This is a genomic window from Sphingomonas pruni NBRC 15498, from assembly GCF_001598455.1.
Lineage (GTDB): Bacteria > Pseudomonadota > Alphaproteobacteria > Sphingomonadales > Sphingomonadaceae > Sphingomonas > Sphingomonas pruni.
On record NZ_BCYZ01000005.1, the window covers coordinates 103,931 to 128,211 of the forward strand.

The following is a 24,281-nucleotide window of genomic DNA, read 5'->3' on the forward strand; positions in this document are numbered from 1 at the left end:
CACAGGCATAGCGAGGCACGACCTACTGGGCTAGCCTTGCATCGGAAAGGTCATCCGGGCAAAGATGACACCGGTTACTTGAGGAAGCGAGAGGAATGTCGGCAAACGCGGTTCGTATCGACCCGAGCGACAATGTCGCAACCTTGCTGGGCGATGTGGCGGCGGGCGAGGAGGTGGTGGCCGATGGCATATCGGTGACCGCCGCGAAGGCGATTCCGCGCGGGCACAAGATTGCGCTGGTGGCGATCGCGCCGGGCGATGCGGTGATCAAATACGGTTTTCCGATCGGACGCGCGACCGCATCGATCGTGGCGGGCGAGCATGTGCATTCCGACAATGTCGCGACGGCGCTAGCCGGACAGCAAGCCTATGCCTATGCGCCGGCGCCGCGCGCGAACCTCGCGCCGGGCGACGCCACGTTTCAGGGCTATCGCCGTGGCGATGGGCGGGTCGGCACGCGCAACGAAATCTGGGTACTGCCGACGGTCGGCTGCGTCGCGCGGACCGCCGAGCGGATCGCCGCGCGGGCGGGTGCGGCGCTGGCCGGAAAAGTCGATGGCGTTCACGCCTTCATCCACCCCTTCGGCTGCTCGCAGCTCGGCGAGGATCTCGACGGGACGCGAGCGATCCTGGCGTCGCTGGCGTGCCATCCCAATGCCGGCGGCGTGCTGATCCTCGGCCTCGGCTGCGAGAACAACCAGATCGCCAGATTGATGCAGGAAATCCCGGAATGGCGCCGCCCGGCGATCCGCACGCTGGCGACGCAACTCGCCGGCGACGAAGTCGCGGAAGGTGTCGCGCTGGTTGAGGAACTCGCCACGCAAGCGCGATGCGAACGGTCGGAAGCGACGCTTGCCGACCTAGTGCTCGGGGTCAAATGCGGCGGGTCGGACGGTTTGTCGGGACTGACCGCCAACCCGCTGGTCGGCAGGATGAGCGACCGCGTCACGGCATCGGGCGGGCGGGTCGTGCTGACCGAAATCCCCGAGATATTCGGTGCCGAGCAGATGTTGATGAACCGCGCCGCCGACGAAGGCGTGTTCGGCCAGGTCGTCGGCGTGGTGAACGACTTCAAGCAATATTTCATCGATCACGGCGAGCCGGTGTCGGAAAATCCCTCGCCCGGAAACATCGCCGGCGGCATCACCACGCTCGAGGAGAAGTCGCTCGGCGCGGTGCAGAAAGCGGGCCGCGCGCCGATCGCCGACGTCATTCATTACGGCGAGCGCGTCGCCAAGGACGGCCTCACCTTGCTTGAGGCGCCGGGCAACGACGCGGTGTCGTCGACCGCCCTGGCGGCGGCGGGCGCGACCGCGATCCTGTTCACCACCGGGCGCGGAACGCCGCTCGGCTTCCCGGTGCCGACGATCAAGATAGCGTCGAACAGCGATCTCGCCGTGCGCAAGCCGGGCTGGATCGATTTCGACGCAGGCATGGTGCTCGATAAGGGGTTCGAGACGATGGAGGCGGCGCTGACCAAACGATTGTGCGCGATCGCCTCGGGCGAACCTACCGCGGCCGAACGCAATGGCGAGCGCGAAATCGCGATCTGGAAGCGTGGGGTGACCCTGTGAGCCGGCTGTCGCGCGCTACCCTGGCCGGGCTGCCGACGGGGATATCCGCGCCGCGCACGCGCGGTCCGGTCGCGACGGGAATCGTCCATTTCGGCCCGGGCGCGTTCCATCGCGCACACCAGGCCGCTTATATCGACCGCCTGCTCGACCAGGATCCGCGCTGGGGGATCGCCGCGGTGTCGCTGCGCAGCCGCGGCACGATCGAGGCGCTGGCCGAACAGGACGGGCTGTATACGCTCGCCATTCGCGACCTCGAATCGAGCATGCGCGTGATCGGCGCGCATACCGAGTTTCTCGGGCCGGAAGACGCGGCGCGGACCTTGGCGGTGCTCGCCGCGCCCGATACTCGGCTGGTCACCACCACGGTGACCGAAAAGGGTTATTGCCTGGCGGCGGATGGAACGCTCGATTTCGGCCATCCCGATATCGTCCACGATCTGGCGCGGCCAGCCGTCCCGACCAGCGTGATCGGCTGGATCGTCGCCGGGCTGGCGGCTCGCCGCGCAAGCGGCACTGCCCCGTTCGTGCCGATGCCGTGCGACAATCTCGCGTCGAACGGCGCCAAGCTCCACGCCGCATTGGCGGCGTTCGCCGGACGACTCGACCCGACGCTGGGGGATTGGGCAGCGGGTGAAGTCTCGGTGCCGTCGACCATGGTCGATTCGATCACCCCGGCGTCCGACGACGCGCTCTATGCCGATGTCGCGGCCGCGTTGGGCGTCGAGGATCGCGCCGCGGTTCAGCGCGAAGCGTTCGCGCAATGGGTGATCGAGGACATTGGCGGCCTGCCCGATCTCGCCGCGGTCGGTGCGACCCTGACCAAGGACGTCGGCGGCTATGAGCGCGCCAAGCTCCGCATCCTCAACGGCGCGCATTCGACGCTCGCTTATGCCGGCTTGCTGCGCGGCCATATCAGCGTTGCCGAGGCAATCGGCGACCCGCTACTGGCGCGCTTCGTCGACGCGATGATCCGCGAGGATATCATCCCGATGCTGCCCCCGGTGCCGGGGCTCGATCTCCAGACCTATGCCGATGCCGTGCTGCGGCGCTTCGCCAACCCGGCGATCGTCCACCGGCTCGATCAGATCGCGCAGGACGGATCGCAGAAGTTGCCCTACCGCTTGGGCGATACATTGCTCGCCAATCGGGCGGCGGGGCGTATGCCGGATCATGTCGTCGCGGCGCTGGGAGGCTGGGTCGCTTTCCTCATGCAGCGCGCGCGCGCGGGCATTCGCATAATCGATCCGGCCGGCGACCGTCTTGCCGAGCTGGCTATGGCTGAAACGCCTGCCCGCGTCGTCGAAGGGCTGGTCGCCGAGAAGCTGGGTTTCCCCCCCGCGATCGGAAGCGACGCGGAACTTGTCGCGCAGCTCAAAACGGCCGCGGAAGCCGCCTTTCGCGGCGAATTGCCGCGCGCAGTCCTCGCCTGACGCGTTCGCCGGGCTTGTCATTGACACCGGTTTCCCATAGGCAGTCGACAAGGAAGAAAGCCATCAGGGCGAGGAGGGGTTCGGCGGTGCAGCCAGACGATAACGTCGACAATATCACGCGTATCGCACGCTCATTCGTCGGCGCACGCCGCGACGGCCACGCGCTGCCCGATTATCCCGGCGACATGCCGGCCGCGCTCGACGATGGCTATGCGGTGCAGGACGCCGCGCTGGCGCTGACCGATGGCAAGATCGCCGGATGGAAAGTCGGGCGGATCAATCCGCCGATCGGCACCGTCGACCGTCTGGCCGGCCCGATCTTCAGCGATCAGGTCGTCATTGCGGACGGGTCGCCGATCGCGATGCCGGTGTTCGCCGACGGCTTCGCCGCTGCCGAGGCCGAATTCCTGCTGCGCATCGGGACCGCGCCGGATCCGGCCAAACGCCACTATACGATCGATGAGGCGCGGACGCTGATCGATGCCGTCCATGTCGGGATCGAGATTGCCAGTTCGCCATTCCCCGGCATCAACGATCACGGCGCGCCGGTCACCATTTCCGATTTCGGCAACAATAACGGCCTGATCGTCGGCGCGGCGGTCGGGGACTGGCGCGAGATCGACCTCGACACCTGGCCGGTAGAATTGTGGATCGAAGGCGAGCGCGCCGGTGCGGCTACGACCGCGACGATGCTCGACGGACCCTTCGGCGCGGCGCGTTTCCTGTTCGAACTGATGGCCGCGCGCGGTATCGCGCTGGGGGCCGGACAATGGATCTCGACCGGCGCCGTAACTGGGGTACACCCGGTACGGATCGGCGACCGCGTCGCGGCCAAATTCGATGACCGGTTGACGGTCGAGTGCACGATAAAGGCCCGTTAAGAGGTCGCTTTCGAGGGAGAGAGACGATGGCGACGACCGGAATGCCGGACGCCGGACGGGTGGATATGCGGGTCGGCCGCTATCGCTGGGTGATTTGCGGGCTGCTCTTCGCGGCGACCGCGATCAACTATGTCGATCGCCAGATGATCGGCGTTCTCAAGCCGACGATTTCGGCCGAACTGGGCTGGAACGAGACCACCTATGCCGACATCGTCTTCTGGTTCCAGGTCGCCTACGCGATCGGGTATCTGAGCTTCGGCAAGATCGTCGATGCGCTGGGCGCGCGGATCGGTTTCTCGGTCGCGTTCGTGATCTGGACGCTCGGCCATACTTTGTGCGGCCTCATCACCGGGCCGTTCAAGCTGTTCGGCACGATCATGTCCCCGGCGATGCAGTTCAACGGTGCGCGGTTCGTGCTCGGCATCGGCGAATCGGGCAATTTCCCCGCCGGGCTCAAGGCGGTCAGCGAATGGTTTCCCGCCAAGGAGCGCGCTTTTGCCACCGGCCTGTTCAATGCGGGGTCGAATGTCGGCGCGATCGTCACGCCGCTGATCGTCCCGGCGATCACGCTCGCTTATGGCTGGCGTATGGCGTTCGTGTCGACCGGCGCGTTCAGCCTGATCTGGCTGGTCGCCTGGATCGCGATCTATCGCCGCCCGCGCGAGCAACCGCGCCTGTCGGCGACCGAGCTTGCCTATATCGAGAGCGACCCGGCCGATCCGCCGCAAAAGATCGGCTGGTTGAAGCTGCTCGGCTATCGCGAAACCTGGGCCTATGCATTGGGCAAGTTCCTGATCGACCCGATCTGGTGGCTGTTCCTGTTCTGGACGCCCGATTTCCTCGCCAAGACCTATCATCTCGATCTCAAGAATTTCGGTCCGCCGCTGGTCGCGATCTACCTGATCTCCGACATCGGCAGCGTCGCCGGCGGCTGGTCGTCCTCGACCCTGATGAAGCGCGGCTATAGTGCGAATGCGGCGCGCAAGGTCACCATGCTGGTCTGCGCTTTCCTGGTAATGCCGATTGTCTTCGCCCAATATGCCGCCAGCGTATGGCTCGCGGTCGGAATCGTCGGGCTGGCGACAGCGGCGCACCAGGCCTTCTCGGCCAATCTCTACACCATCCCCTCGGACATGTTCCCGCGGGCGGCGGTTGGATCGGTGATCGGCATCGGCGGCACGGTCGGCGCGATCGGCGGCATGGGGATGGCGAAGTTCACCGGCTATATCCTGCAGACCACGCACAGCTACACCTTGATCTTCGCGGTCGCCGGCAGCGTCTATCTGATCGCGATCGGCGTGGTCCATCTGCTCAGCCCGAAGCTGGCGCGGGTCGACGTACCCGCCTGATCGCGCCGCGGCCGGCACGTCCCGGCCGCTCGAGAGCGACGTATATTATCGCAGCGTGGCGACGGGCTGCGCTGCCGATCTTACAACATCGATTGCGGATATCCCGACGGCGGCCGCGATGCGGATTGGGGAAAACACACTGCTTATAGGCAAGTCTTAAACAATTCGGCCGAGAGTGCGGTGACGGGATTCTGCGCTTCCCATTCAGTGCGGAATGGCGATCGAGGACACCGTGCTAGAGATCCAGACCATCATTCTTGAGATGATTGCGCGGGGCGATACACTTTCTGACACCGCCGCGCGTATGTGCCGCGAGGTGGAAATTCTCGCACCTGGCGTGGTCTGTTCGATACTAACCGTCGACAAGGCCGGGCTCATCCACCCGTTGGCAGGACCAAGTCTCCCTCCCGCCTACTCGGATGCTCTGGATGGCCTGAAGATCGGACCTCTAATCGGTTCATGCGGCACCGCGGCCTACAATCGAGCTGAAGTCGAGGTCGTCGATATCGCCTCCGATGTTCGCTGGGCAGACTTCAAGCATCTGGCTCTTCCCCTGGGTCTAAGGGCTTGCTGGTCCAGCCCTATTCTCGACGCTGACGGAGCAGCGATAGGCACCTTTGCGTTCTATTATCGCGAGTGCAGAGGGCCTACGGACACTGAAAAGGAAATCGTCCGGCAATTCGTGCATCTTAGCGCGATCGCCCTCGACCGCCATCAGCGCCTAGTCGAACACGAAAGGCGCGCATTCACAGACGCGCTCACGGGACTTTCCAATCGGGCGGCCTTTAACGCAGCGCTAAACGCGTTGAAATGCGACGTCCCAGGCGATTGGGCGCTGTTCATGGTCGATCTCGATAATCTCAAGGTGATAAACGACACCTTTGGCCATCAAGCCGGTGACTGTCTGTTGCAGATCGCCGGCGCGCGGTTTGCCGCCGCCGTCTCGCCTGACGCGGCTTTCAGGATCGGCGGCGACGAATTTGCAGCCATTCTTCAGTCGAAAGCTGCGTTGCGCGACCTCCAGGGCACCGCGGATCAGATTCTGTCCAAGTTCGCCGAACCGGCCGATTGTGCCGGACACTTGGTCGTCCCGCGTGCCACCATAGGCGGCGCAATAGTGTCTGCCGGAGACGGGGTGGCCGAACGCGTACGGCAGCACGCCGACTTCGCGCTCTATCACGCGAAAGAAACGGGGCGCGGCGGCTTTGTCCGCTATTGGCCCGGTCTTGGGACAAACATGACGCGCCGCCTCGGCGATATTCGCGATGTTGATGCAGCTCTTCGCGAGGATCGGATAGAGGCCTATTATCAGCCCGTCGTTCGACTGGGTACACGGGAGATCGTCGGCCTGGAAGCACTATGCAGGATGCGGCATGGCGGCCGGATTGTACCCGCGGCGAATTTCCAGGAGGCGACGAAGGACGTTCATGTTGCGACCGCTCTGACCAAACGGATGATGGCGTTGGTCGCGGCGGATGTCCGAGCGTGGCTCGACATGGGTATCCCGTTCCAGCACGTGGGAATCAACGTCTCCTCAGCCGACATGCACGGCGGCATGCTCGAGCAAATGCTTGTCGGCGCGTTTGAAGGCGAAGGCGTCCCGCTCAGCCACGTCGTCCTGGAAATTACCGAAGCCGTTTACATGGGCTCGGGTGATCGCGTCGTCCAAAAGGCGGTGGAGGCTATGCGGGCCCAAGGGCTGCGGATTGCACTCGACGATTTCGGAACAGGCTATGCGTCGCTGACGCACTTGCTGACTGTGCCGGTGGACATCATCAAAATCGACAAGAGCTTCGTCGATCGGCTGGCCCCAGGCGATGCGAGCACGGCGATAATCGAAGGGCTCCTTCACATCGCGAAAGAGTTGAATATCGGTGTGATTGCTGAAGGTGTGGAGACTGAAGAACAGGCAAAACGCCTCGAAAGCACCGGCTGCATATTTGGACAGGGATATCTATTCTCCCCAGCGGTCGACCGATGGCAGACGACGACATTGCTGACTAACCATGCGCAGGATTCCGCAGCATTTGGGAGGAACGATGCTGCGGCGAGGAAGAGGCCAATCCGACGGTAGTAGAGCGTCGGCGGCAGCCCATGACCGTCTTGCCGGGGGTTGCTACTCGCTGCGCCGACGTTGGCTGCCCCAGAAGCGTTCCGTGCGGACGGACCAGAGGTGGGTCCAACCCGCAGCCTCTGGTGTTTCCGTTATCTTCAACCTCTTGCGAGGAAGATTGGTGCGGTCGAGAAGACTCGAACTTCCACGTCCTTTCGGACACAACGACCTCAACGTTGCGCGTCTACCAGTTCCGCCACGACCGCACGTGTAAGATGCCATCGGACGGGGCCGCTGGCTGGCAGGCGAGCGCCCCTAGCAAAGCGATCTGTGCGACGCAACCGGAGTTTATCCACCAGCGACATTCCGCGCACAGCCCGCGACCTATTCAGCTTCCGGTCGCGCTGCTCGAAAAGCTGAGCTTCATGTTCTTGGAATTGGCAGGCACGTCGAGCTTGCCGCTGTAAAAGTCGATCGTGCCGCCCGGCGCGATGGTCGGCTGGTCGGGCTTGATCACCCAGCTATAGACCATCCGGCCGTCCTTGGGCGCGTCGTACAATTCGACCCTTATGTCGGGGATCGGCTGGCGCTCGGCGGTCGGATTGTGGATCTGGCCTCCGACCGCGAACAATTCGCTGCCGGTCGGCAAGTCGCGGCGATCGGGCTGCTTGACGTTGACGAAGGTCAGCGGCGTCTGGCCGCCGCCGGCCGGCATACCCAGCCAAGTCGCCAGGCTGGGGACGTTGAGGAACAGCAAGGCGACGGCCGCGGCCAGCATCACCACGCCAGCGCTCACCGCGGCGATCGTCCAGAGGCGGGCCGGGTTGCGCCGCGGCCGGAACGGCGGCTCGTGCGCGAAAGCGTCATAGTCGGGCGCGATATCGGGGCCCGGCGCCGCTTCGACGGACGACGGCGCGGCGATCGGCTGGGGAACTGGGGCTACCGGTTCAGGCGCCACCGCCGCGGCACCCGAAAGGTCGAGCGCCTCGGGCTCCTGGAACCAGCTATGCTTGCATTTGGCGCAGCGCACGGTGCGACCGTCCGGCCCGATCGCGGTGTCGGGGACGAGATAGCGCGTATGGCATTCGCTGCATTCGAGGATCATATCGGCGTCCGCAGGGGGCCAACACACATGCCCCTGTCGCAATCCCTAAGCGGGCAAGGACAGTGCGGCAAGCCTTGCCGATGCTACGCTCCGGCTTGAAGCGGGAACGGGTTACGTGCGAAGGCGCTGGCGGGGCAGCGTACAAGCAGGTAGCAAACGCCGGCATGGCGAATATCGTGCAGTTCGAGGATGTGGGGCTGCGCTATCCCGCCAGCGACGCCGATACCTTGTCGGCGATCAACTTCACCCTGGCCTCGGGCGGTTTCTATTTCCTGACCGGCCAGTCGGGGGCGGGCAAGACTTCCTTGCTCAAGCTGATCTATCTCGCCCAGCGCCCGACCCATGGCGTCATCCGCTTGTTCGGGGAGGATGCCGGCGCCTTGCCGCGCAAGCGTCTGCCCGGCTTCCGGCGGCGGATCGGCGTGGTGTTCCAGGATTTCCGGCTGGTCCCGCATCTGTCGGCGTTCGACAATATCGCCCTGCCACTGCGCCTGTCGGGCGTGCCGGAAAGCGATGTCGAGGCGCCGGTGCGCGAGATGCTGGCCTGGGTCGGCCTGTCGGAGCGCAGCGATGCGCCGCCGCCGACCCTTTCGGGCGGCGAGCAGCAGCGGATCGCGATCGCGCGCGCGGTGATCGGTCGTCCCGAAATCCTGGTCGCCGACGAACCGACCGGCAACGTCGATCCCGACATGGCGGCGCGATTGCTCCATCTGTTCGAATCGCTCAACCGGCTCGGCACGACAGTGGTTGTGGCGACACACGACTTTCACTTGCTCGGCCGCATCCAGAACGCGCACATGATGCGGATCGAGGCCGGGCGGCTGCTCGATCCCACCGGCGCCTTGCGCAACCCGCCCAAGGCGCCCGTCGCGTGAGCGTGGCGATGTTCTCGACCGCCGCCGACCGTCGCGTGCTCGACGACCGCCGCGGCACGCGTGCGATGACCTGGATCATGGCGATCATGCTGTTCCTGACCGTGCTCGCGGCGGCGTTGGGGCTGGGTACGGTCAACGCGGCAGACGCGCTCGACCGCCAACTTGCCGGGCGCCTGACTGTGCAAGTGGTGTCCGCCGATCCCGCGGTGCGCGACCGCGATACCCGTGCGGTGCTGGCGGCGCTGCGCGGGATGCCGGCGGTGTCGCGCGCCGATCCGGTCGATCCCGCCCGGCTGACCGAAATGCTGCGCCCGTGGCTGGGCGATGCCTCCACCGACGCCGATGTACCGCTGCCGTCGCTGATCGACGTCGATCTGAGCGTGCCCAGCGAGGAAGCGGCGGCGCGCGTCGCCGCCGGCGTGCGCGCCACCGCGGCGAGCGCGCGCGTCGACAGCCAGTCTCGCTGGCTGTCGCCGGTCGCCGATTTCATGCGGACCTTGATCTATGCCGCGGCGGCGTTGGTCTTGCTGATAGCCGCGGCGACCACCGCGGTGGTGCTGCTGGCGGCGCGCGCGGGGCTGGAGACGCATCGCGACACGATCGCCATCCTGCACATGCTGGGGTCGACCGACGTGCAGGTCGCAAGGCTGTTCCAGCGGCGTATCGCGCTCGACACGATGGTCGGCGGGGTGATCGGGACGCTGGCGGCGATGCTGGCGATCTGGGCAGTGACCGGACAGATGGCCGGACTCGGCTCGCAATTGTTGTCGGGCGGCGTGCTGACGCGCGGCGACTGGCTATTGCTCGCGCTGTTGCCATTGATCTTCGCGCTGGTGGCGACGCTCGCGGCGCGGATCGCGGTGCTTGGGCGGCTGAGGCAAGTGCAATGATCCGCCGCCTGATCGCCATTTTCGCCTTGGTCTATCTGCTCGGCTTCGTCCTCTATACGCTGACCCTGCCGCGGCCGCTTCAGGACATGCAGACCGACGCGATCGTCGTCCCGACCGGGGCGCCCGGCCGGATCGATCGCGGGCTGGCGCTGATCGCCGCGCATCAGGCGAAGCGGCTGCTGATCAGCGGCACCGCGCCCGGGGTCCGGCCGATCGATCTTTCGATCAAGTACAAGGTGCCGCTGGCGGTATTCGCGTGCTGCGTCGATCTCGGGCACGAGGCGGTCGACACGCGATCGAACGGCGCGGAAACCGCCAAATGGGTGGGCGATCACGGCTATAAATCGGTCCGGCTGGTCACGTCCGACTGGCATATGGCGCGCGCGCGGATGGAACTGGATGCGGCGCTCGACGGCGACGTGACGGTGGTCGATGACGGCGTCCAGGGCGACGCCGAATTGAGCGTGCTGCTGGTCGAATATAACAAGCTGCTGTTGCGCCGCGTCGCCTTGTGGCTCGGCTTCGGGCAATGAGCGCGCGTCGGTGACTTTGTTGCGCAACCTGGCCTTCTGGATCGTTTTTTACGGCGTGTCGCTGCCGATCGTGCTCCTGGTGCCGTTCTCGGCCCTGTTCGGGCAGCGCGCGCTGATCGCCTATGCCATGGCCTGGACCCGGTTCCACCGCTGGTGCGTGCGCTGGCTGCTCGGCATCCGCATCCGCTATGAAGGGCCCCAGCCCTCGGGCCAGGTCTTCTATGCCGGCAAGCACCAGTCGCTCATGGAGCCGCTCGAACTGGTCGCCGAGCTCGGCGCGCCGGCACCGATCATGCGGCGCGAATTCGCGCGCATCCCGATCTGGGGCTGGGCGGCGAAGCGTTACGGCGTGATCCTGGTCGACCGCGCCGCCTCGTCCAAGGCGCTGCGTCAGTTGATGCGCGAAGCCGAAGCGGCACGCGCGAGCGGGCGGTCGGTGATGATCTTTCCCGAAGGCACGAGGGTAAAACCGGGCGAGCAGCCCGATCTGAAATCGGGATTTGCCGGGCTCTACAAGATGCTCGGCCTATCAGTCGTGCCGATTGCGACCGATGTCGGGAGATTGTGGCCCAAAGGCGGGTTGAAGCGCGCGGGCGTGGTGACGTTCCGCTTCGGCGAGGCGATCCCGCCCGGCCTGCCGCGCGCGGAGATCGAGAAGCGCGTGCACGCGGCGATCAATGCGCTGGAGGACGAGCCTATTGCCGTCATCCCCGCGAAAGCGGGGACCCATCTCCTTCCAGATGATCAAGATGCCACCGTGCAGAAGCGGGATGTCGCACGAGACGGGTCCCCGCTTTCGCGGGGATGACGGTGTAGTCTAGCGCCGAAGCCTAATCGTGCTGCCGGCCGAAATCGGGCGCGGCGTCGTCTTGGCCCTGGTCGATGATCGATCGGCGGATCGCGCGGGTGCGGGTGAACAGGTCGAACAATTCGTCGCCCTTGCCCCAGCGGATCGCGCGTTGCAGCGAGGTCAGATCCTCGGTGAAGCGTTGCAGCATGTCGAGCACCGCCTCGCGGTTGCTCAGGAACACGTCGCGCCACATCGTCGGGTCGGACGCCGCGATCCGGGTGAAATCGCGAAAGCCGCCGGCCGAATATTTGATCACTTCGGACCGGGTAACTTCCTCCATGTCCGACGCGGTGCCGACGATCGTATAGGCGATCAAATGCGGCAAATGGCTGGTGATCGCCAGCACGCGGTCGTGGTGCTGCGGATCCATCATCTCGATCTCGGCGCCCAACCGACGCCAGAATTCGGCGACGCGCTCGACCGCGACGGGGTCGGTGCCGTCGGGCGGGGTCAGGATACACCAACGGCCGTGGAACAAGGTCGCGAAGCCGGCCTCGGGCCCGGATCGCTCGGTGCCGGCGACGGGGTGGGCGGGGACCATGGTCGCGCCGGGGAGCGCGGCGCTCAGTGCGGCGAGGACGGTACCCTTGGACGATCCGACGTCGCTGACGATCGCATCGGCGGGAAGATCATCGGCAATCGCTTCCGCCGCCGCGGCCATCGCGCCGACGGGAACGCAGAAGATCACCAGGTCGGCATCGGTCACCGCGGCACCAGCGGTGTCCGCGACATCGTCGCAGAAACCGAGCGCACGCGATGTCTCGCGCACCTGCGGATCCAGGTCGTGTCCGGTTACCCGAACGGTCGGCATGTCGGCCTTGATCGCGCGCGCGATCGATGAGCCGATCAGGCCCAATCCGATGATGGTGACGCGCGAGAACGGGAGCATCAGCCTGTCTTCCCGACCATCTCGCGCAATGCCGCCGCGACACCCTTGGTCTCGTCCTCGGTGCCCACGGTGATGCGCAATCCATGCGGCAGGCCCTGGCCGGGCAGCCAGCGGACGATATACCCCGCGTCCATCAAGCCCTTATACGCGGCTTCGGCGGTCAATTTGCCCTCGAACAGCACCAGCACGAAATTGGCCTGGCTGGGGACCGCGCGCAGGCCGGCATTGCCGAGCTGGGCGATCTCCTGCGAGAACCAGGCACGCCATTTCGCATTATGCGCCTTGGTATGCTCGACGAACTCGGTATCGCCCAGCGCCGCGATCGCCGCCGCGGTGCCGGCGATGGTGATCGAGAAGGGCAGGCGGATGCGGTGCATCGCTTCGATGATCGCGGGCGAGGCGTAGCCCCAGCCGATCCGCTCGGCGGCGAGGCCGTACATCTTCGAGAACGTGCGCGTGACGAGCACATTGGGCGCGGTCTCGGCCAGAGCCATGCCGCCATCCTCGGCATCGCCCTCGATATATTCGGCATAAGCGTGGTCGAGCACGAGCAGGATATCGGGGCGCAAGCCCGCGTGCAGCCGCGCGATCTCTTCCCTGGTCGCGTAGGTGCCGGTCGGGTTGTTGGGATTGGCGATATAGACGATCTTGGTCCGCTCGGTGACGCACGCCAGGATCGCGTCGACATCGGTGGCATAGTCATGATCGGGCGCGATCACCGGCACCGCACCGACGCGGCGGGCGGCGATTTCGTAGACCGCGAAGCCGTATTTGACGAAGATCACCTCATCGCCCGGCCCGGCGAACGCGCCAGCGGCGAGGTGAAGCACTTCGTCCGACCCGTTGCCGTAAATGATCCGCGCGGGATCGAGCCCGTATTTGTCGGCGAGCACGTCGCGCAGCTCGGTCCCGCTCGCATCAGGATAGCGTTCGAGTCGGCTCGCTGCCGACAGGAACGCCTCACGCGCCTTGGGGGAAGTGCCCAAAGGGTTCTCGTTCGACGAGAGCTTGGCGACCTTGCGGCCGTCATCGGTGGTCGATCGCCCGGGGACATAAGGCGCGATGGCCATGATCCAGGGCTTGGGTTCAGGTGCGCTCATGATGTGTGGCCTATGCGCAGGCGGCTGTTGCCTTGGCAAGATGAGTCCCCAGCCGCTATGCAGCGCGGCCAGGGGGAAAGCGGATGCGGGGACCGACGGCATTCTGGCAGGCGCTCGAGACGGCGCGGCGGGAGAATTTGCGCGAGAGCGGGGCAGCGACACCCGTGCCCGGCAGCGACGGGCAGACGCGGCGGCAAGTGCTGCTCGCGCTGGCAGCGACGGCTGCGACTGCGGCCCTGCCACGCCCGGCTCGCGCGGCAGCGAGCGGCGCGCCGGTGGTCATCATTGGCGGTGGCATCGCCGGACTGACCGCGCTCTGGCATTTGACCAAATCGGGAGTCGACGCGCGCCTGTATGAGGCGCGCACCCGGCTCGGCGGACGGATGTACACCGCCAAAGCCAAAGGCGCGCCGTCGATCGAGATCGGCGGGCAATTGGTCAATACCGACCATGCCGACATGCACGCGCTCTGCCGTGACTTCGGCGTGCAGTTGATCGATCGCAAGGCCGGCCAGCACCGCACGATGATCCTCGACGCCGCGCGCGAAGTGCCGGAAGGCAAGTTGGTCGCCGGCCTGCGCGGCATCGCCGGCCAGATCGACGCCGATTCGGTGCGGCTCGACCAGAATTACGCCAAGGTGGCCGCCGAGCTCGATCGGATGTCCTTCACCGCCTATCTCGACAAATATGCCCGACTGATCCCCGAACCCTGGGTGCGCCGCCTGATGGAAGCGACCGCGCGCACCGAATATGGCTGCGAGCCTGGTCAGGCCTCCGCGATCGAACTGGTGTTCAACCTGCCCACGATCGACGGGCGCCGGATCGACGTCCTCTCGCGCAGCGACGAACGTTACCTGATGGCGGGCGGCAGCTCGTCGCTGATCGAGGCGATGGCAGCGCGGCTGGCCAGCCGCATCACCACCTATCGCCGCGCGGTGCGGATCGACTCATCGCCCAGCGGCGCGCGCGTGGTCTTCTCCAATGGCGAGAAGATCGACGCCTCGGCGGTGATCGTGACGACACCCGCTTCGATCATGAGCCGGATCGCTTATGGCGTGCCGCTGCCGCCTTTGTGGCGACAGTTCATCGCCGAGGTCGGGCTGGGCAGGAATGGCAAGGTCCAGGCAGTGACGACCGGGCGGCCCTGGGAAAAGCCGATCGGGCGTGGCGGGGAGATCTGGCAGACCGATCATAGCGCCGGGTCATCGCTCGGCTGGGACGGCGGCGTGCGGCCGGCGACCGGGCCAGGCAGCGTGTGGACTTGGTTCACCGGGGGCGATGAAGTGCTCGCCGCCGACCAGGCCGATCCGCGCGCGCTGGCGCTCAACTTCGCGCGGCTGGCCGAAAGCGGCGTGAAGGGAATGGGCGCCGCGACCGGCACGATCGTCCGCCGCACCAATTGGCACCTCGATCCCTTCTCGATGGGCGCGTACGTCAATTTCCGTCCCGGCCAGCTGACCAAGTTCGCCGACCTGATCTGGACCGAAACCGACGGTATCGCTTCGACTCCGATGGGGGCGGGGCCGGTCCATTTCGCCGGCGAGCATCTTTCGGATGCCTATCCCGGGTATATGAACGGCGGCGCGCAGACGGGACGGCTCGCAGCGCAATCGGTGATTGCGGCGAGAGCGCCGGCGAGGCGGCTGGGGTGATCGCAAAATCCTCCCCATCGCAGATGGGGAGGGGGACCGCCGAAGGCGGTGGAGGGGAAAATCCCCAGCGCATCCCATTTCCCCTCCACCATTTGCTGGCGCAAATGGTCCCCCTCCCCAGCAGAGCTGGGGAGGATTGTAGCTGCGGGGTTCCGTCCGCCCGTTTTTCCCACTAACCGCATCACCATGACCGACGATCAGCGCTTCGGGCTGTCGCGCCACGTGACCTTGCCGGGGCCGCTCCGCCTCGACGGGGGCGTGCTGCTGTCGCCGGTCGATATCGCCTACGAGACCTACGGCACGCTCGCGCCCGACGGGTCGAACGCTATCCTTATCTGTCACGCGCTGACCGGCGACCAATATGTCGCGAGCGACCATCCGATCACCGGCAAGCCGGGCTGGTGGACGCGAATGGTCGGGCCCGGCAAGCCGATCGATCCCGCGCGGCACTTCATCGTCTGCGCCAATGTGCTCGGCAGTTGCATGGGTTCGTCGGGTCCCGCGACCGTCAATCCGGCGACCGGCCAGCCCTGGGCGATGAGCTTTCCGGTCATTACGGTCCGCGACATGGTTCGCGCGCAGGCGATGCTGCTCGACCATCTCGGCGTCGGCACCGTCACCCTGGTCGGTGGGTCGATGGGCGGGATGCAGGCGCTGAGCTGGGCGGCGACCTTCCCTGATCGTGTGACCAAGGCAGTGGTGATCGCCTCGACCGCGCGCCACACCGCGCAAAATATCGCGTTCCACGAAGTCGGCCGCCAGGCGATCATGGCCGACCCCAATTGGCGCGGCGGCGATTATTACGGCGAGGGCGACCCGCCCGCGGCCGGACTCGCGGTCGCGCGGATGGCGGCGCACATCACTTATCTGTCAGAGGCAGGACTCACCGAGAAATTCGGCCGGCGGTTGCAGGCCCGCGAGGCCAAGTCGTTCGGCTTCGATGCTGATTTCCAGGTTGAGAGCTATCTGCGCCACCAGGGGCTGAGCTTCACCGACCGGTTCGACGCGAACAGCTATCTCTATATCACCCGCGCGATGGATTATTTCGATCTGGCCGAGGAGCATGGCGGTCTGCTCGCCAACGCGTTCAAGGGGAGCCGGACGCGGTTCGCTCTGGTCAGCTTCGACACCGACTGGCTTTATCCGACGCCCGAATCGCGCGCGATCGTCCACGCGCTCAACGCCGCGGGCGCGGCGGTCAGCTTCGTCGAGTTGAGCAGCCCGTTCGGCCACGACGCCTTCTTGCTCGACGCGCCCGAGCTCAATCGTGTGGTCGACGGCTTCCTGAGGGCGGCGCTGTGATCGAGCTGGATGACGACAAGGCGCGGCTCGACGTCGAACGCGTGCATAAATGGCTGGCGTCGAGTTACTGGACGCCGGGAATCGAGCGCGCTCTGGTCGAGAAGGCGATCGCCGGGTCGCAGTGCCTCGGCGCCTATCTCGACGGCGAGCAAGTCGGTTATGCCCGCGCGATCACCGATCACGCGACCTTCGCCTGGATCGCCGACGTCTGGGTCGAGGAGCGGATGCGCGGGCAGGGGATTGGGCGCCGCATGTTACAATGGTTCCTCGACCATCCCGATCTGAAGGACATCCGGCGTATCGCGCTCGGAACTGCCGATGCGCATGGCGTCTATGCCGCGCTCGGCTTTCACCCGTTGCTGCGGCCCGACCGCTTCATGGAGCGATTGTCGCCCGATTATCAGGCGCGGCTGAGGGACATGGAGCGATGAGCCTGCGTCCGGACCTCGCGGTGATCGCCGCCAATGTCGCGCCGGGCAGCCGCGTGCTCGATATCGGCTGTGGCGACGGCGAGCTGATGGCCGCGCTGCGCGACAAAAAGGGAGTCGATGCGCGCGGGCTCGAGCTCGACGCGGACGATGTGGCGAGCGCGGTCGCGCGCGGGCTGTCGGTGGTGCAGGGCGATGCGGATACCGACCTTGCCGGTTATCCCGACAACAGTTTCGACTACGCCATCCTCAGCCAGACCCTGCAGACCACCCGCGCGCCCGACGTCGTGCTCGAGCATTTGCTGCGGATCGGGCGGCACGCTTTCGTATCCTTCCCCAATTTCGCGCATTGGCGTGTGCGCGCGTCGCTCTTGTGGGGCGGGCGGATGCCGGTGACGCGGCTGTTGCCGGTGGCGTGGTACGCGACGCCCAACATCCATCACGTCACGATCGACGATTTCCGCGCGTTGCTGAAGGAACGCGGCATCACCGTCGAAGGCGCGTGGTTCCTGTCGGGCGACCAGCGCACCAGCGCGACGATGGCAAACCTCCTCGCCGAGCATGCGGTGTTCTTGCTGCGGCGGTAGGCGGCCGCTCAGAAACAGAATACGCCTCCCCGGCGAAGGCCGGGGTCCAGTCGCAATGTGATCTCGACGGCGGGATGCCTTTTCGATGTGGGCGAAACTGGGCCCCGGCCTTCGCCGGGGAAGCGTTGAATGAAGCGGTGGAGGTTATATCTACGCCTTACCCGCCCGAAACAGCGCCATCACATTGTCGGCGAGTACCGTCAGCCCCTGCCGCTGCAGATCGGTCATCCCCTCGCGCGGTTTGCGGTCGATCACGCACAGCGCGCCCAGCGGCACGCCTTCGGCGCTGACCAATGGTGCGCCGGCGTAGAAGCGGATGTCGGGATCGCCGGTGACAAGCGCGTTGCCGGCAAAACGCGCATCCTTGGTCGCGTCGGGCACCACCATGATCTCGGTCCCGAGCATCGCATGCTGGCAGAACGACATTTCGCGCGGCGTCTCGTCGGCGTCGAGCCCGGTCTTGCCGGGGAAGAATTGCCGCTCGCGCTCGACCAGGCTGACCAACGCTATCGGCGCGTCGAACAGTTTCGCCGCGAAATCGGTGATGCGATCGAGTTGGCCGCTCTCGCGCAGGTGCACGAGATCGAGCTCGTCGATCGCCTTTTCGCGCACGACCTCGTCGATGCGCCAGCCCGACGCGCTAATGTCATTCGACATGCGTGAACGATCCTAGAACGGTACGTCGTCGTCGAGGTCGTCCGAGAAGCCGCCGCGTCCGCCACCGCTGCCGCCGCCACCGAACCCGCCGCCGCCACCGAACCCGCCGCCGCTCGACGCGCCGGCAAAGTCGTCGCGACCGCCCGAGGCGCCGCCGAAATCATCGCGGCCGCTGGAGAAGCCGCCACCGCCGCCGCCGCCCGAACCGCCGCCACCGCCCGGCGCGCCGTCGAGCATCGTCAGCACGCTGTTGAAGCCCTGGAGCACGATCTCGGTCGAATAGCGGTCCTTGCCGTCCTGGTCCTGCCATTTGCGGGTCTGCAGCGCACCCTCGATATAGACTTTCGAGCCCTTGCGCAGATAGCGCTCGGCGACATTGGCCAGGCCTTCGTTGAACACCTTGACCGTGTGCCATTCGGTGCGCTCCTTGCGCTCGCCGGTATTGCGGTCCTTCCACTGTTCCGACGTCGCGATGCGCAGCTCGACGACCTTGCCGCCGTTCTGGAACGTGCGGCTTTCCGGGTCGCGCCCGAGATTGCCGACGAGAATGACCTTGTTGACGCTGCCCGCCATTAATTTCTCCTTTGCCGGCTTACGCCGGATACCGCACCAGCCCGCTCCCCCACCCGGCCTCCCAATCAGGCTACCATATGGGAGGCCGGGTGGGGGAGCGGGCTGGTGCCGCGACAAACACTACAAGCCGGCGAAGACAGCCAGCCAGTATGTGATTCCGGCCATGATGTAGGCGAGCAGGAACAAATAGCCAACCATGAAGGCGGGCCATTTCCACCCGTTTGTCTCTCTTCTGGTGACTGCGATGGTCGAGATGCACTGTGGTGCGAACACGAACCATATGAGGAAAGCGAGGGCGGTCGCCAGGCTCCAGCGCTTGTGAAGAGTCTGCGCCATTTTGGTTTCATCGTCGCCGCCGGCCGTGTCGATCGCATAGACCGTGCCGAGCGCGGCGACAGATACTTCGCGCGCCGCCATGGCGGGAATCAGCGCCAGCACGATGTCGCGATTGAAGCCGATCGGCCGGAACGCCGGCTCGATCGTATTGGCGATCCGCCCGGCGACCGAATAATTGACCTGGCTGACATGGCTGTCCCTGGGCACCTGGGGAAAGGACAGCAAGGCCCACAAGACGATCGTTGTGAAGGCGATCGTCGTGCCGGCGCGCTTGAGGAAGATTTCCGCGCGGCTCCACAGCCCGATCGCCAGGTCGCGCACGCTCGGCAGCTGGTATTTGGGCATCTCCATCATGAAGCCCGATGAGGCGCCCTTGGTCACCGTGCGGCGCAGGACCAGGGCGACGACGAACGCGCCCGCCACGCCCATGATGTAGAGGCCGAGCATGACCAGCCCCTGCAGCCCGACGAACGGCAGCACCCGGACATTGGGGATCATCGCGCCGATCACCAGCGTATAGACCGGCAGCCGCGCCGAACAGGTCATCAGCGGCGCGATCAGGATCGTGGTCAGGCGGTCCTTCTCATCCTCGATCGTGCGCGTCGACATGATCCCGGGGACGGCACAAGCGAAGCTCGACAGCAGCGGAATGAAGGCCCGTCCCGACAGCCCGACGCTGGCCATGATCCGGTCCATCAGGAACGCCGCGCGGACCATATAGCCGCTCGCTTCCAGCACCAGGATGAAGAAGAACATGATCAGGATCTGGGGCAGGAACTTGATGACGGCGCCCACGCCCGCGATCGCGCCGTCGGTGATCAGCGAGCGCAGGATCGACTCGGGCATCACCTGCTTGACCAGCCCGGCCAGCCAGTCGAACCCGGAAGCGATCGCGTCGGCCGGCGCCGCGCCGGCGAAGAACACCGCCTGGAACATCACGAACAGCACGACGAACAACAACAGGACGCCGAACACCGGATGCAGCGCGACCGAATCGAGCATGTGCGTCCAGCGCCGCACCGGCGTCTCGGAGATCGTCGCCGCCATCGCGATCTGGCGCGCGCGGCGCTGCAACGTGGCGATATCGGCATGCAGCACCGGATCGCTCGGCCGCAATGCCGTCGCCCCCGGGGTCACAAGCTCGGCCAGCGCTTCCTTGAGGTCGTCGATGCCCCGCTTGCGCACCGCGACCGTGGGGACGACCGGAACGCCGAGCTCGCGCGCCAGCGCTTGCGGGTCGAGCTTGAGCCCGTCGCGCTCGGCAAGGTCGTACATGTTGAGCGCGACCACCACCGGCAGGCCAAGCGCGATCAGCTGGAGCGTGAAGCGCAGATGGTTGTCGAGGTTGGAGGCATCGACCACTACCACGATCGCATCGGGCAGCCGTTCGCCGGCCTGCGCACCGGTCACGACGTCGCGGGTGACGCGCTCGTCGGGACTCGACGGCTCGAGGCTGTAGGTGCCGGGCAGATCGAGCAATTCGACCGGGCGCCCGTCGGGCAGCGCCATCCGGCCGGCGTGCCGCTCGACGGTGACGCCGGGATAATTGCCGACCTTTTGGCGCGCGCCGGTCAGCGCGTTGAACAGCGCGCTCTTGCCGGCATTGGGGTTGCCGACCAGCGCCACCAGCGGGGCAGGGTTCATCCTGGGGCGCTAGCTGGTCAGCGGATCGACATGGATCGCTCCGGCGACCCGGCGGCGCAGCGCGACCGTCATGCGGCCGATCCGGCACGCGATCGGCCCGCCGCCGATCCGCGCGCGGTGCAGCACTTCGATCCCGACTCCTTCATCGAAGCCAAGCTCGCGCAGCCGCCGGCCCTCGGGCGCCGAGAGACGATCCCAGGCAATGCCCGCGACGGTCGCGCGCTGGCGCTGGGGAAGCTGTTCGAGGCTGAGCAGAGTCGTCGCCATGACGACTCACCTAGAACTACTGCGACTGATTATCAATAACCGAAATTGTGATGCTCGCACAAAGGCACAAAGCCACGAAGAGGTTTGCCGAGCCCGCCGCGTCAGCGGCGCCAATCGGCCGGGGCGATAAAGCTGCTCCGCAGCCTGATGTGAGCGCTCTTCGCGCCTTCGTGTCTTTTGTGCGAGAAAAATCAAACCGCCGGATAGCGCAGCCGCCCAATGAACCGCGACAGGCTGGGACGATGCTCGATCCGGCCGAGAAACTGCGCCTTGGCTTTCTCGAACCGCATGATCCCCTCGATCCGTCGCGCCAGGAAGGCGCGGGTGTCGGCCTGGCCATCGCTGTCGTCGTCGAGGAACACCGTCATCGTCGCGGCATAGACGGCGCCGAGCATCGCGCGCTTGGTGTAGTGATTATAGTCGGTCGCGGTGTCGCCCGCCGCGCGCCACATCAGATCAGCCGCGCGCCAGCCGAGCTTGGCGCCATGCGCGACATTGGTCGGCATCGCCAGGATCGCCAGCGCGCGCCGCAACGTCTCGCGATGCGGGGCGAGCAGGTCGAGCCGCGCTTCGACCAGAGCGGTGATCTTCTCGCGAACCTTCATCCTGCCCAATGTCTCGGGCGGCAGCGTCTCGACCATCCCACGGTCGATGCTCGCGAACCACGCATCGATCATCGCGGTCGCGTCGGGCAAAGCGAGCAGCGCGACGTCGCGGTCGATGCCGAGCTGGTCCGCCGCCATGTCGCGCGCCGCCGCCTTCCAACCGTCGAACGCGGCATTGTCGGCAACAAGAGGCGCGAGTGCCTCGCGAATTTCGTCGAGCGTGGGATCGGCAGGGAGCGTCATGCTTAGGGTCCGTACTCAGTTAGCGCGGGGATCGTGATCGCCCGGAGAAGTCCGCTGGCAAGAAACGCAGCGCAGTCGCGTAGTCGAAACTACGCGCAAGCAAGTGACGTAGTCCAGCGGACTTCTCCGGGCGACCGCAACGCGGCGGGCCAAATTTGGCGCCGGGCGGCTTCGCTGCGTCGGTCACGATGCTCTCAGCATCGCTCCCTCCTTGCTTCTTGCCCAGCACCAAATTTGGCTCCGTCACGACCCCGCGCTAACTGAGTACGGACCCTTGGCTTATGCGTCCTCGACCCCCTCGGGGGCAAGCTCGGCGGCGTCCTTGCGTTCGCCGCGGACCAGCACCAGCGCGACCGCGACGGCGACCGCGCCGATCATGTCGATGCCGTCGAGCCGCTCGCCATAGCCGATCCAGCCGATGGTCGCCGCCATCACCGGCTGGGTGAGGAGGGCGATGCCGATCACCATCGGCGACATCTGGCCGAGCGCGAAGATCATCAGCCCCTGGCCGATGATCTGGCTCGACAGCGCCATCAGCACCAACGGCGTCCAGTTATGCGGCACCACCTGTTCGCCGAGCAGATTGGCGAAGATCAGCAGCGGCAACAGGCTCGCCAGGGTCGACAGCGTCAGCGCGGGAATCGGCGCCATCGTGTTGCGCGCCTTTGCCATGGTCGCGAAATAGACCGTGTAGAGAATGCCCGCGAGCAGGCAGAGCAGGTCGCCGGCGAGGTGCGTCGGCGCGATCTGCATCGACCGCCCCATCAGCAGCCCCGCCCCGGCCAGCGCCAGCAGCAAGGCGAATCCCTGCGTCCGCGACGGCCAGGCGCGCGCGATCAGGAAGCCATAGACCGGATAGAACAGAGTCGCCGAATTGCCGAACAGGGTCGCATTGGCGAGCTGGGTCTTGAGGATGCCGATATGCCAGGCGGCGAGATCGCCGGCGAAGCACAATCCGCCGATCACCAGCGCGATCCACACCCCGCGGCCCATCGCGGTCGGCCGCCACCCTGTCGCGAACGCAGCCGCTAGCAAGACCGGGGCGGCCAGCGCGATTCGCCAGAAACCGGCGGCCACGGGCCCGACATCGCTCATCCGCACGAAGACCGGGCCCAGGCTCAACAGGATATTGGCGAGGATCAGTGCCGCGAAAGCAAAAGGATGAGCGCCGACGCTTTTGTCGTCCGAAGCTTTTCTTGTTGCGCTTTCCCGGTGCATGCGGCCCCATAACACCTATCTGCGCCGCGTCCGCAAAGAAGTCCTATCGGGAGGTTATCCAAGAATGCCTACGCTGTTCGATCCCATCCAGCTTGGCGATATTTCGGCCAAGAACCGCATCCTGATGGCACCGCTGACGCGCGGCCGCTCGACCGCTGAGCATGTGCCGACCGACATCATGATCGACTATTACCGCCAGCGCTCGGGCGCCGGCGTGATCATTACCGAGGGCACCGGCGTCAGCCGGCTCGGCCTGGGCTGGCCCAACGCGCCGGGCCTGTGGACCGATGCGCAGGTCGAGGCATGGAAGCCGGTCACCGCCGCGGTGCACGAGGCGGGCGGCAAGATCGTCGCGCAGATCTGGCATATGGGCCGGCTCGCGCGGCCCGACGTGACGGGCCTGCAGCCGCTATCGTCCTCGGTGACGCGCGCGCCCTATCACAAACCCGAAAACCCCTATGCCGAAGCGCGCGCCGCGACGCTCGACGACATCAAGCGCGCCCAGGGTGAATATGCCACCGCCGCGCGCAACGCGATCGCCGCCGGATTCGACGGGGTCCAGCTGCACGGCGCGAACGGCTATCTGATCGACCAGTTCCTGCGCGACAACACCAATTTGCGCGACGACGATTATGGCGGCAGCCCGGAAAACCGCATCCGCTTCATGAAGGAAGCGGTCCAGGCGGTGATCGCCGAAGTCGGCGCCGGCCGCACCGCGATCCGCCTGTCGCCCAATGGCGAGACGCAGGGCGCCGATGACAGCAACCCGGAAGCGGTGTTCGTCCCCGCGGCGAAAGCGCTCAACGACCTCGGCATCGCCTTCCTGGAGTTGCGCGAGCTGTCGCCGACCGGCACGTTCGGTGCGTCGGCGGTGCCCAAGCTGAGCCCGAAAATCCGCCAGGTGTTCGAGCGCCCGCTGATCCTCAACCAGGATTATACGCTTGAGGCTGCGCAGGCCGATGTCGCCTCCGGCCTGGCCGATGGCGTCTCGTTCGGGCGCAAGTTCATCGCCAACCCGGACCTGGTCGAGCGTTTCCGCATCGGCGCGCCGCTCAACGCCGACGATTTCAAGACCTGGTACACGCCGGGGCCGGAGGGCTATATCGACTATCCGGCCTATCAGGCGGAAGCGGCGGAATAGGTCCAATCTAAATCCTCCCCGAGCTTGATCGGGGAGGGGGACCGCCGAAGGCGGTGGAGGGGCCGCAGCCGCGAAGCGGCGAGGATGGGATTTTAACCC

General features: G+C 66.0%; 22 protein-coding genes, 1 tRNA gene and 1 pseudogene. 14 read left to right on the top strand and 10 right to left on the bottom strand.

What is annotated here, in order from left to right; all coding sequences use genetic code 11:
• Positions 1–95 precede the first annotated feature (95 nt).
• The 5 genes from SPR01S_RS02245 (at position 96) to SPR01S_RS02265 (ending at position 7,308) form a co-directional block, all read left to right on the top strand.
• Positions 96–1,574 (top strand): UxaA family hydrolase, encoded by a 1,479-nt coding sequence (locus SPR01S_RS02245; protein WP_066584300.1) that lies wholly within the window; start codon positions 96–98, stop codon positions 1,572–1,574.
• Positions 1,571–3,004, top strand: a complete 1,434-nt coding sequence (locus SPR01S_RS02250; protein ID WP_066584304.1) for a mannitol dehydrogenase family protein — start codon at positions 1,571–1,573, stop codon at positions 3,002–3,004. The genes SPR01S_RS02245 and SPR01S_RS02250 overlap by 4 nt, the downstream gene beginning before the upstream one ends.
• Positions 3,005–3,090: 86 nt before the next feature.
• Positions 3,091–3,885 carry a 2-keto-4-pentenoate hydratase gene (locus SPR01S_RS02255; RefSeq protein ID WP_066584308.1) on the top strand — a complete coding sequence of 265 codons (795 nt, stop codon included), beginning with the start codon at positions 3,091–3,093 and terminating at the stop codon, positions 3,883–3,885.
• 26 nt (positions 3,886–3,911) lie between these two features.
• Complete coding sequence (locus tag SPR01S_RS02260; protein WP_066584310.1) at positions 3,912–5,234, top strand: MFS transporter; 1,323 nt, start codon at positions 3,912–3,914, stop codon at positions 5,232–5,234.
• Positions 5,235–5,448: 214 nt separating this feature from the next.
• Positions 5,449–7,308: a putative bifunctional diguanylate cyclase/phosphodiesterase gene (locus SPR01S_RS02265; RefSeq protein WP_066584312.1), complete on the top strand. Its 1,860-nt coding sequence runs from the start codon at positions 5,449–5,451 to the stop codon at positions 7,306–7,308.
• A gap of 158 nt (positions 7,309–7,466) precedes the next feature.
• On the opposite strand, the gene SPR01S_RS02270 is transcribed toward SPR01S_RS02265, so the two are convergent.
• Together SPR01S_RS02270 and SPR01S_RS02275 are read right to left on the bottom strand one after the other, a co-directional pair.
• Positions 7,467–7,553 (bottom strand) — tRNA-Leu (locus SPR01S_RS02270).
• A gap of 122 nt (positions 7,554–7,675) precedes the next feature.
• Positions 7,676–8,392: an MJ0042-type zinc finger domain-containing protein gene (locus SPR01S_RS02275; RefSeq protein WP_066584314.1), complete on the bottom strand. Its 717-nt coding sequence runs from the start codon at positions 8,390–8,392 to the stop codon at positions 7,676–7,678.
• A gap of 164 nt (positions 8,393–8,556) precedes the next feature.
• Here SPR01S_RS02275 and ftsE point away from each other — a divergent pair, with 164 nt between their 5' ends.
• Genes ftsE through SPR01S_RS02295 form a run of 4 tightly spaced genes read left to right on the top strand, consistent with a single transcriptional unit; the run spans position 8,557 to position 11,498 of the window.
• The gene (gene ftsE / locus SPR01S_RS02280; RefSeq protein WP_066584315.1) at positions 8,557–9,267 is read left to right on the top strand and encodes a cell division ATP-binding protein FtsE; all 711 of its coding nucleotides are present in this window, start codon (positions 8,557–8,559) and stop codon (positions 9,265–9,267) included.
• Positions 9,264–10,157 carry a cell division protein FtsX gene (locus SPR01S_RS02285; RefSeq protein ID WP_066584316.1) on the top strand — a complete coding sequence of 298 codons (894 nt, stop codon included), beginning with the start codon at positions 9,264–9,266 and terminating at the stop codon, positions 10,155–10,157. Before ftsE ends, SPR01S_RS02285 begins: the two co-directional genes overlap by 4 nt.
• On the top strand, positions 10,154–10,690 hold the full coding sequence (locus tag SPR01S_RS02290; protein WP_066584318.1) for a YdcF family protein: 537 nt from the start codon (positions 10,154–10,156) through the stop codon (positions 10,688–10,690). The genes SPR01S_RS02285 and SPR01S_RS02290 overlap by 4 nt, the downstream gene beginning before the upstream one ends.
• A gap of 10 nt (positions 10,691–10,700) precedes the next feature.
• On the top strand, positions 10,701–11,498 hold the full coding sequence (locus SPR01S_RS02295) for a lysophospholipid acyltransferase family protein (RefSeq protein WP_084250866.1): 798 nt from the start codon (positions 10,701–10,703) through the stop codon (positions 11,496–11,498).
• Positions 11,499–11,520: 22 nt separating this feature from the next.
• Here the strand turns inward: SPR01S_RS02295 and SPR01S_RS02300 are convergent, their stop codons facing one another.
• Together SPR01S_RS02300 and hisC are read right to left on the bottom strand one after the other, a co-directional pair.
• Complete coding sequence (locus tag SPR01S_RS02300; protein WP_066584319.1) at positions 11,521–12,429, bottom strand: prephenate/arogenate dehydrogenase family protein; 909 nt, start codon at positions 12,427–12,429, stop codon at positions 11,521–11,523.
• Positions 12,429–13,529, bottom strand: coding sequence for a histidinol-phosphate transaminase (hisC, locus tag SPR01S_RS02305; protein WP_066584322.1), 1,101 nt, complete (start codon positions 13,527–13,529; stop codon positions 12,429–12,431). Before hisC ends, SPR01S_RS02300 begins: the two co-directional genes overlap by 1 nt.
• 83 nt (positions 13,530–13,612) lie before the next feature.
• Here hisC and SPR01S_RS02310 point away from each other — a divergent pair, with 83 nt between their 5' ends.
• The 4 genes from SPR01S_RS02310 (at position 13,613) to metW (ending at position 17,498) form a co-directional block, all read left to right on the top strand.
• Positions 13,613–15,181 carry a flavin monoamine oxidase family protein gene (locus SPR01S_RS02310; protein WP_066584324.1) on the top strand — a complete coding sequence of 523 codons (1,569 nt, stop codon included), beginning with the start codon at positions 13,613–13,615 and terminating at the stop codon, positions 15,179–15,181.
• A 186-nt stretch (positions 15,182–15,367) separates the two neighbouring features.
• Positions 15,368–16,483 (top strand): homoserine O-acetyltransferase MetX, encoded by a 1,116-nt coding sequence (metX, locus tag SPR01S_RS02315; RefSeq protein WP_066584327.1) that lies wholly within the window; start codon positions 15,368–15,370, stop codon positions 16,481–16,483.
• Complete coding sequence (locus tag SPR01S_RS02320; RefSeq protein ID WP_066584330.1) at positions 16,480–16,914, top strand: GNAT family N-acetyltransferase; 435 nt, start codon at positions 16,480–16,482, stop codon at positions 16,912–16,914. The genes metX and SPR01S_RS02320 overlap by 4 nt, the downstream gene beginning before the upstream one ends.
• Complete coding sequence (metW, locus tag SPR01S_RS02325) at positions 16,911–17,498, top strand: methionine biosynthesis protein MetW (RefSeq protein WP_066584339.1); 588 nt, start codon at positions 16,911–16,913, stop codon at positions 17,496–17,498. The genes SPR01S_RS02320 and metW overlap by 4 nt, the downstream gene beginning before the upstream one ends.
• 177 nt (positions 17,499–17,675) lie before the next feature.
• Here the strand turns inward: metW and SPR01S_RS02330 are convergent.
• The 6 genes and pseudogenes from SPR01S_RS02330 to SPR01S_RS02355 form a co-directional block, all read right to left on the bottom strand.
• Positions 17,676–18,155: pseudogene (locus tag SPR01S_RS02330) on the bottom strand (GAF domain-containing protein); the annotation flags it as partial.
• A 12-nt stretch (positions 18,156–18,167) separates the two neighbouring features.
• Positions 18,168–18,728, bottom strand: coding sequence for a single-stranded DNA-binding protein (ssb, locus tag SPR01S_RS02335; RefSeq protein ID WP_066584343.1), 561 nt, complete (start codon positions 18,726–18,728; stop codon positions 18,168–18,170).
• A gap of 120 nt (positions 18,729–18,848) precedes the next feature.
• Positions 18,849–20,708 (bottom strand): ferrous iron transporter B, encoded by a 1,860-nt coding sequence (gene feoB, locus SPR01S_RS02340; RefSeq protein ID WP_066584345.1) that lies wholly within the window; start codon positions 20,706–20,708, stop codon positions 18,849–18,851.
• Between the two features lie 9 nt (positions 20,709–20,717).
• A complete protein-coding gene (locus SPR01S_RS02345) occupies positions 20,718–20,975 on the bottom strand; it encodes a FeoA family protein (protein ID WP_066584352.1) in 258 nt (85 codons plus the stop codon).
• A 191-nt stretch (positions 20,976–21,166) separates the two neighbouring features.
• The gene (locus SPR01S_RS02350) at positions 21,167–21,823 is read right to left on the bottom strand and encodes a COQ9 family protein (protein WP_066584355.1); all 657 of its coding nucleotides are present in this window, start codon (positions 21,821–21,823) and stop codon (positions 21,167–21,169) included.
• Between the two features lie 279 nt (positions 21,824–22,102).
• A complete protein-coding gene (locus tag SPR01S_RS02355; protein WP_066584357.1) occupies positions 22,103–23,041 on the bottom strand; it encodes a DMT family transporter in 939 nt (312 codons plus the stop codon).
• A 64-nt stretch (positions 23,042–23,105) separates the two neighbouring features.
• Between SPR01S_RS02355 and SPR01S_RS02360 the strand changes: the two genes are divergently transcribed.
• The gene (locus tag SPR01S_RS02360; protein WP_066584359.1) at positions 23,106–24,182 is read left to right on the top strand and encodes an alkene reductase; all 1,077 of its coding nucleotides are present in this window, start codon (positions 23,106–23,108) and stop codon (positions 24,180–24,182) included.
• Positions 24,183–24,281 lie beyond the last annotated feature (99 nt).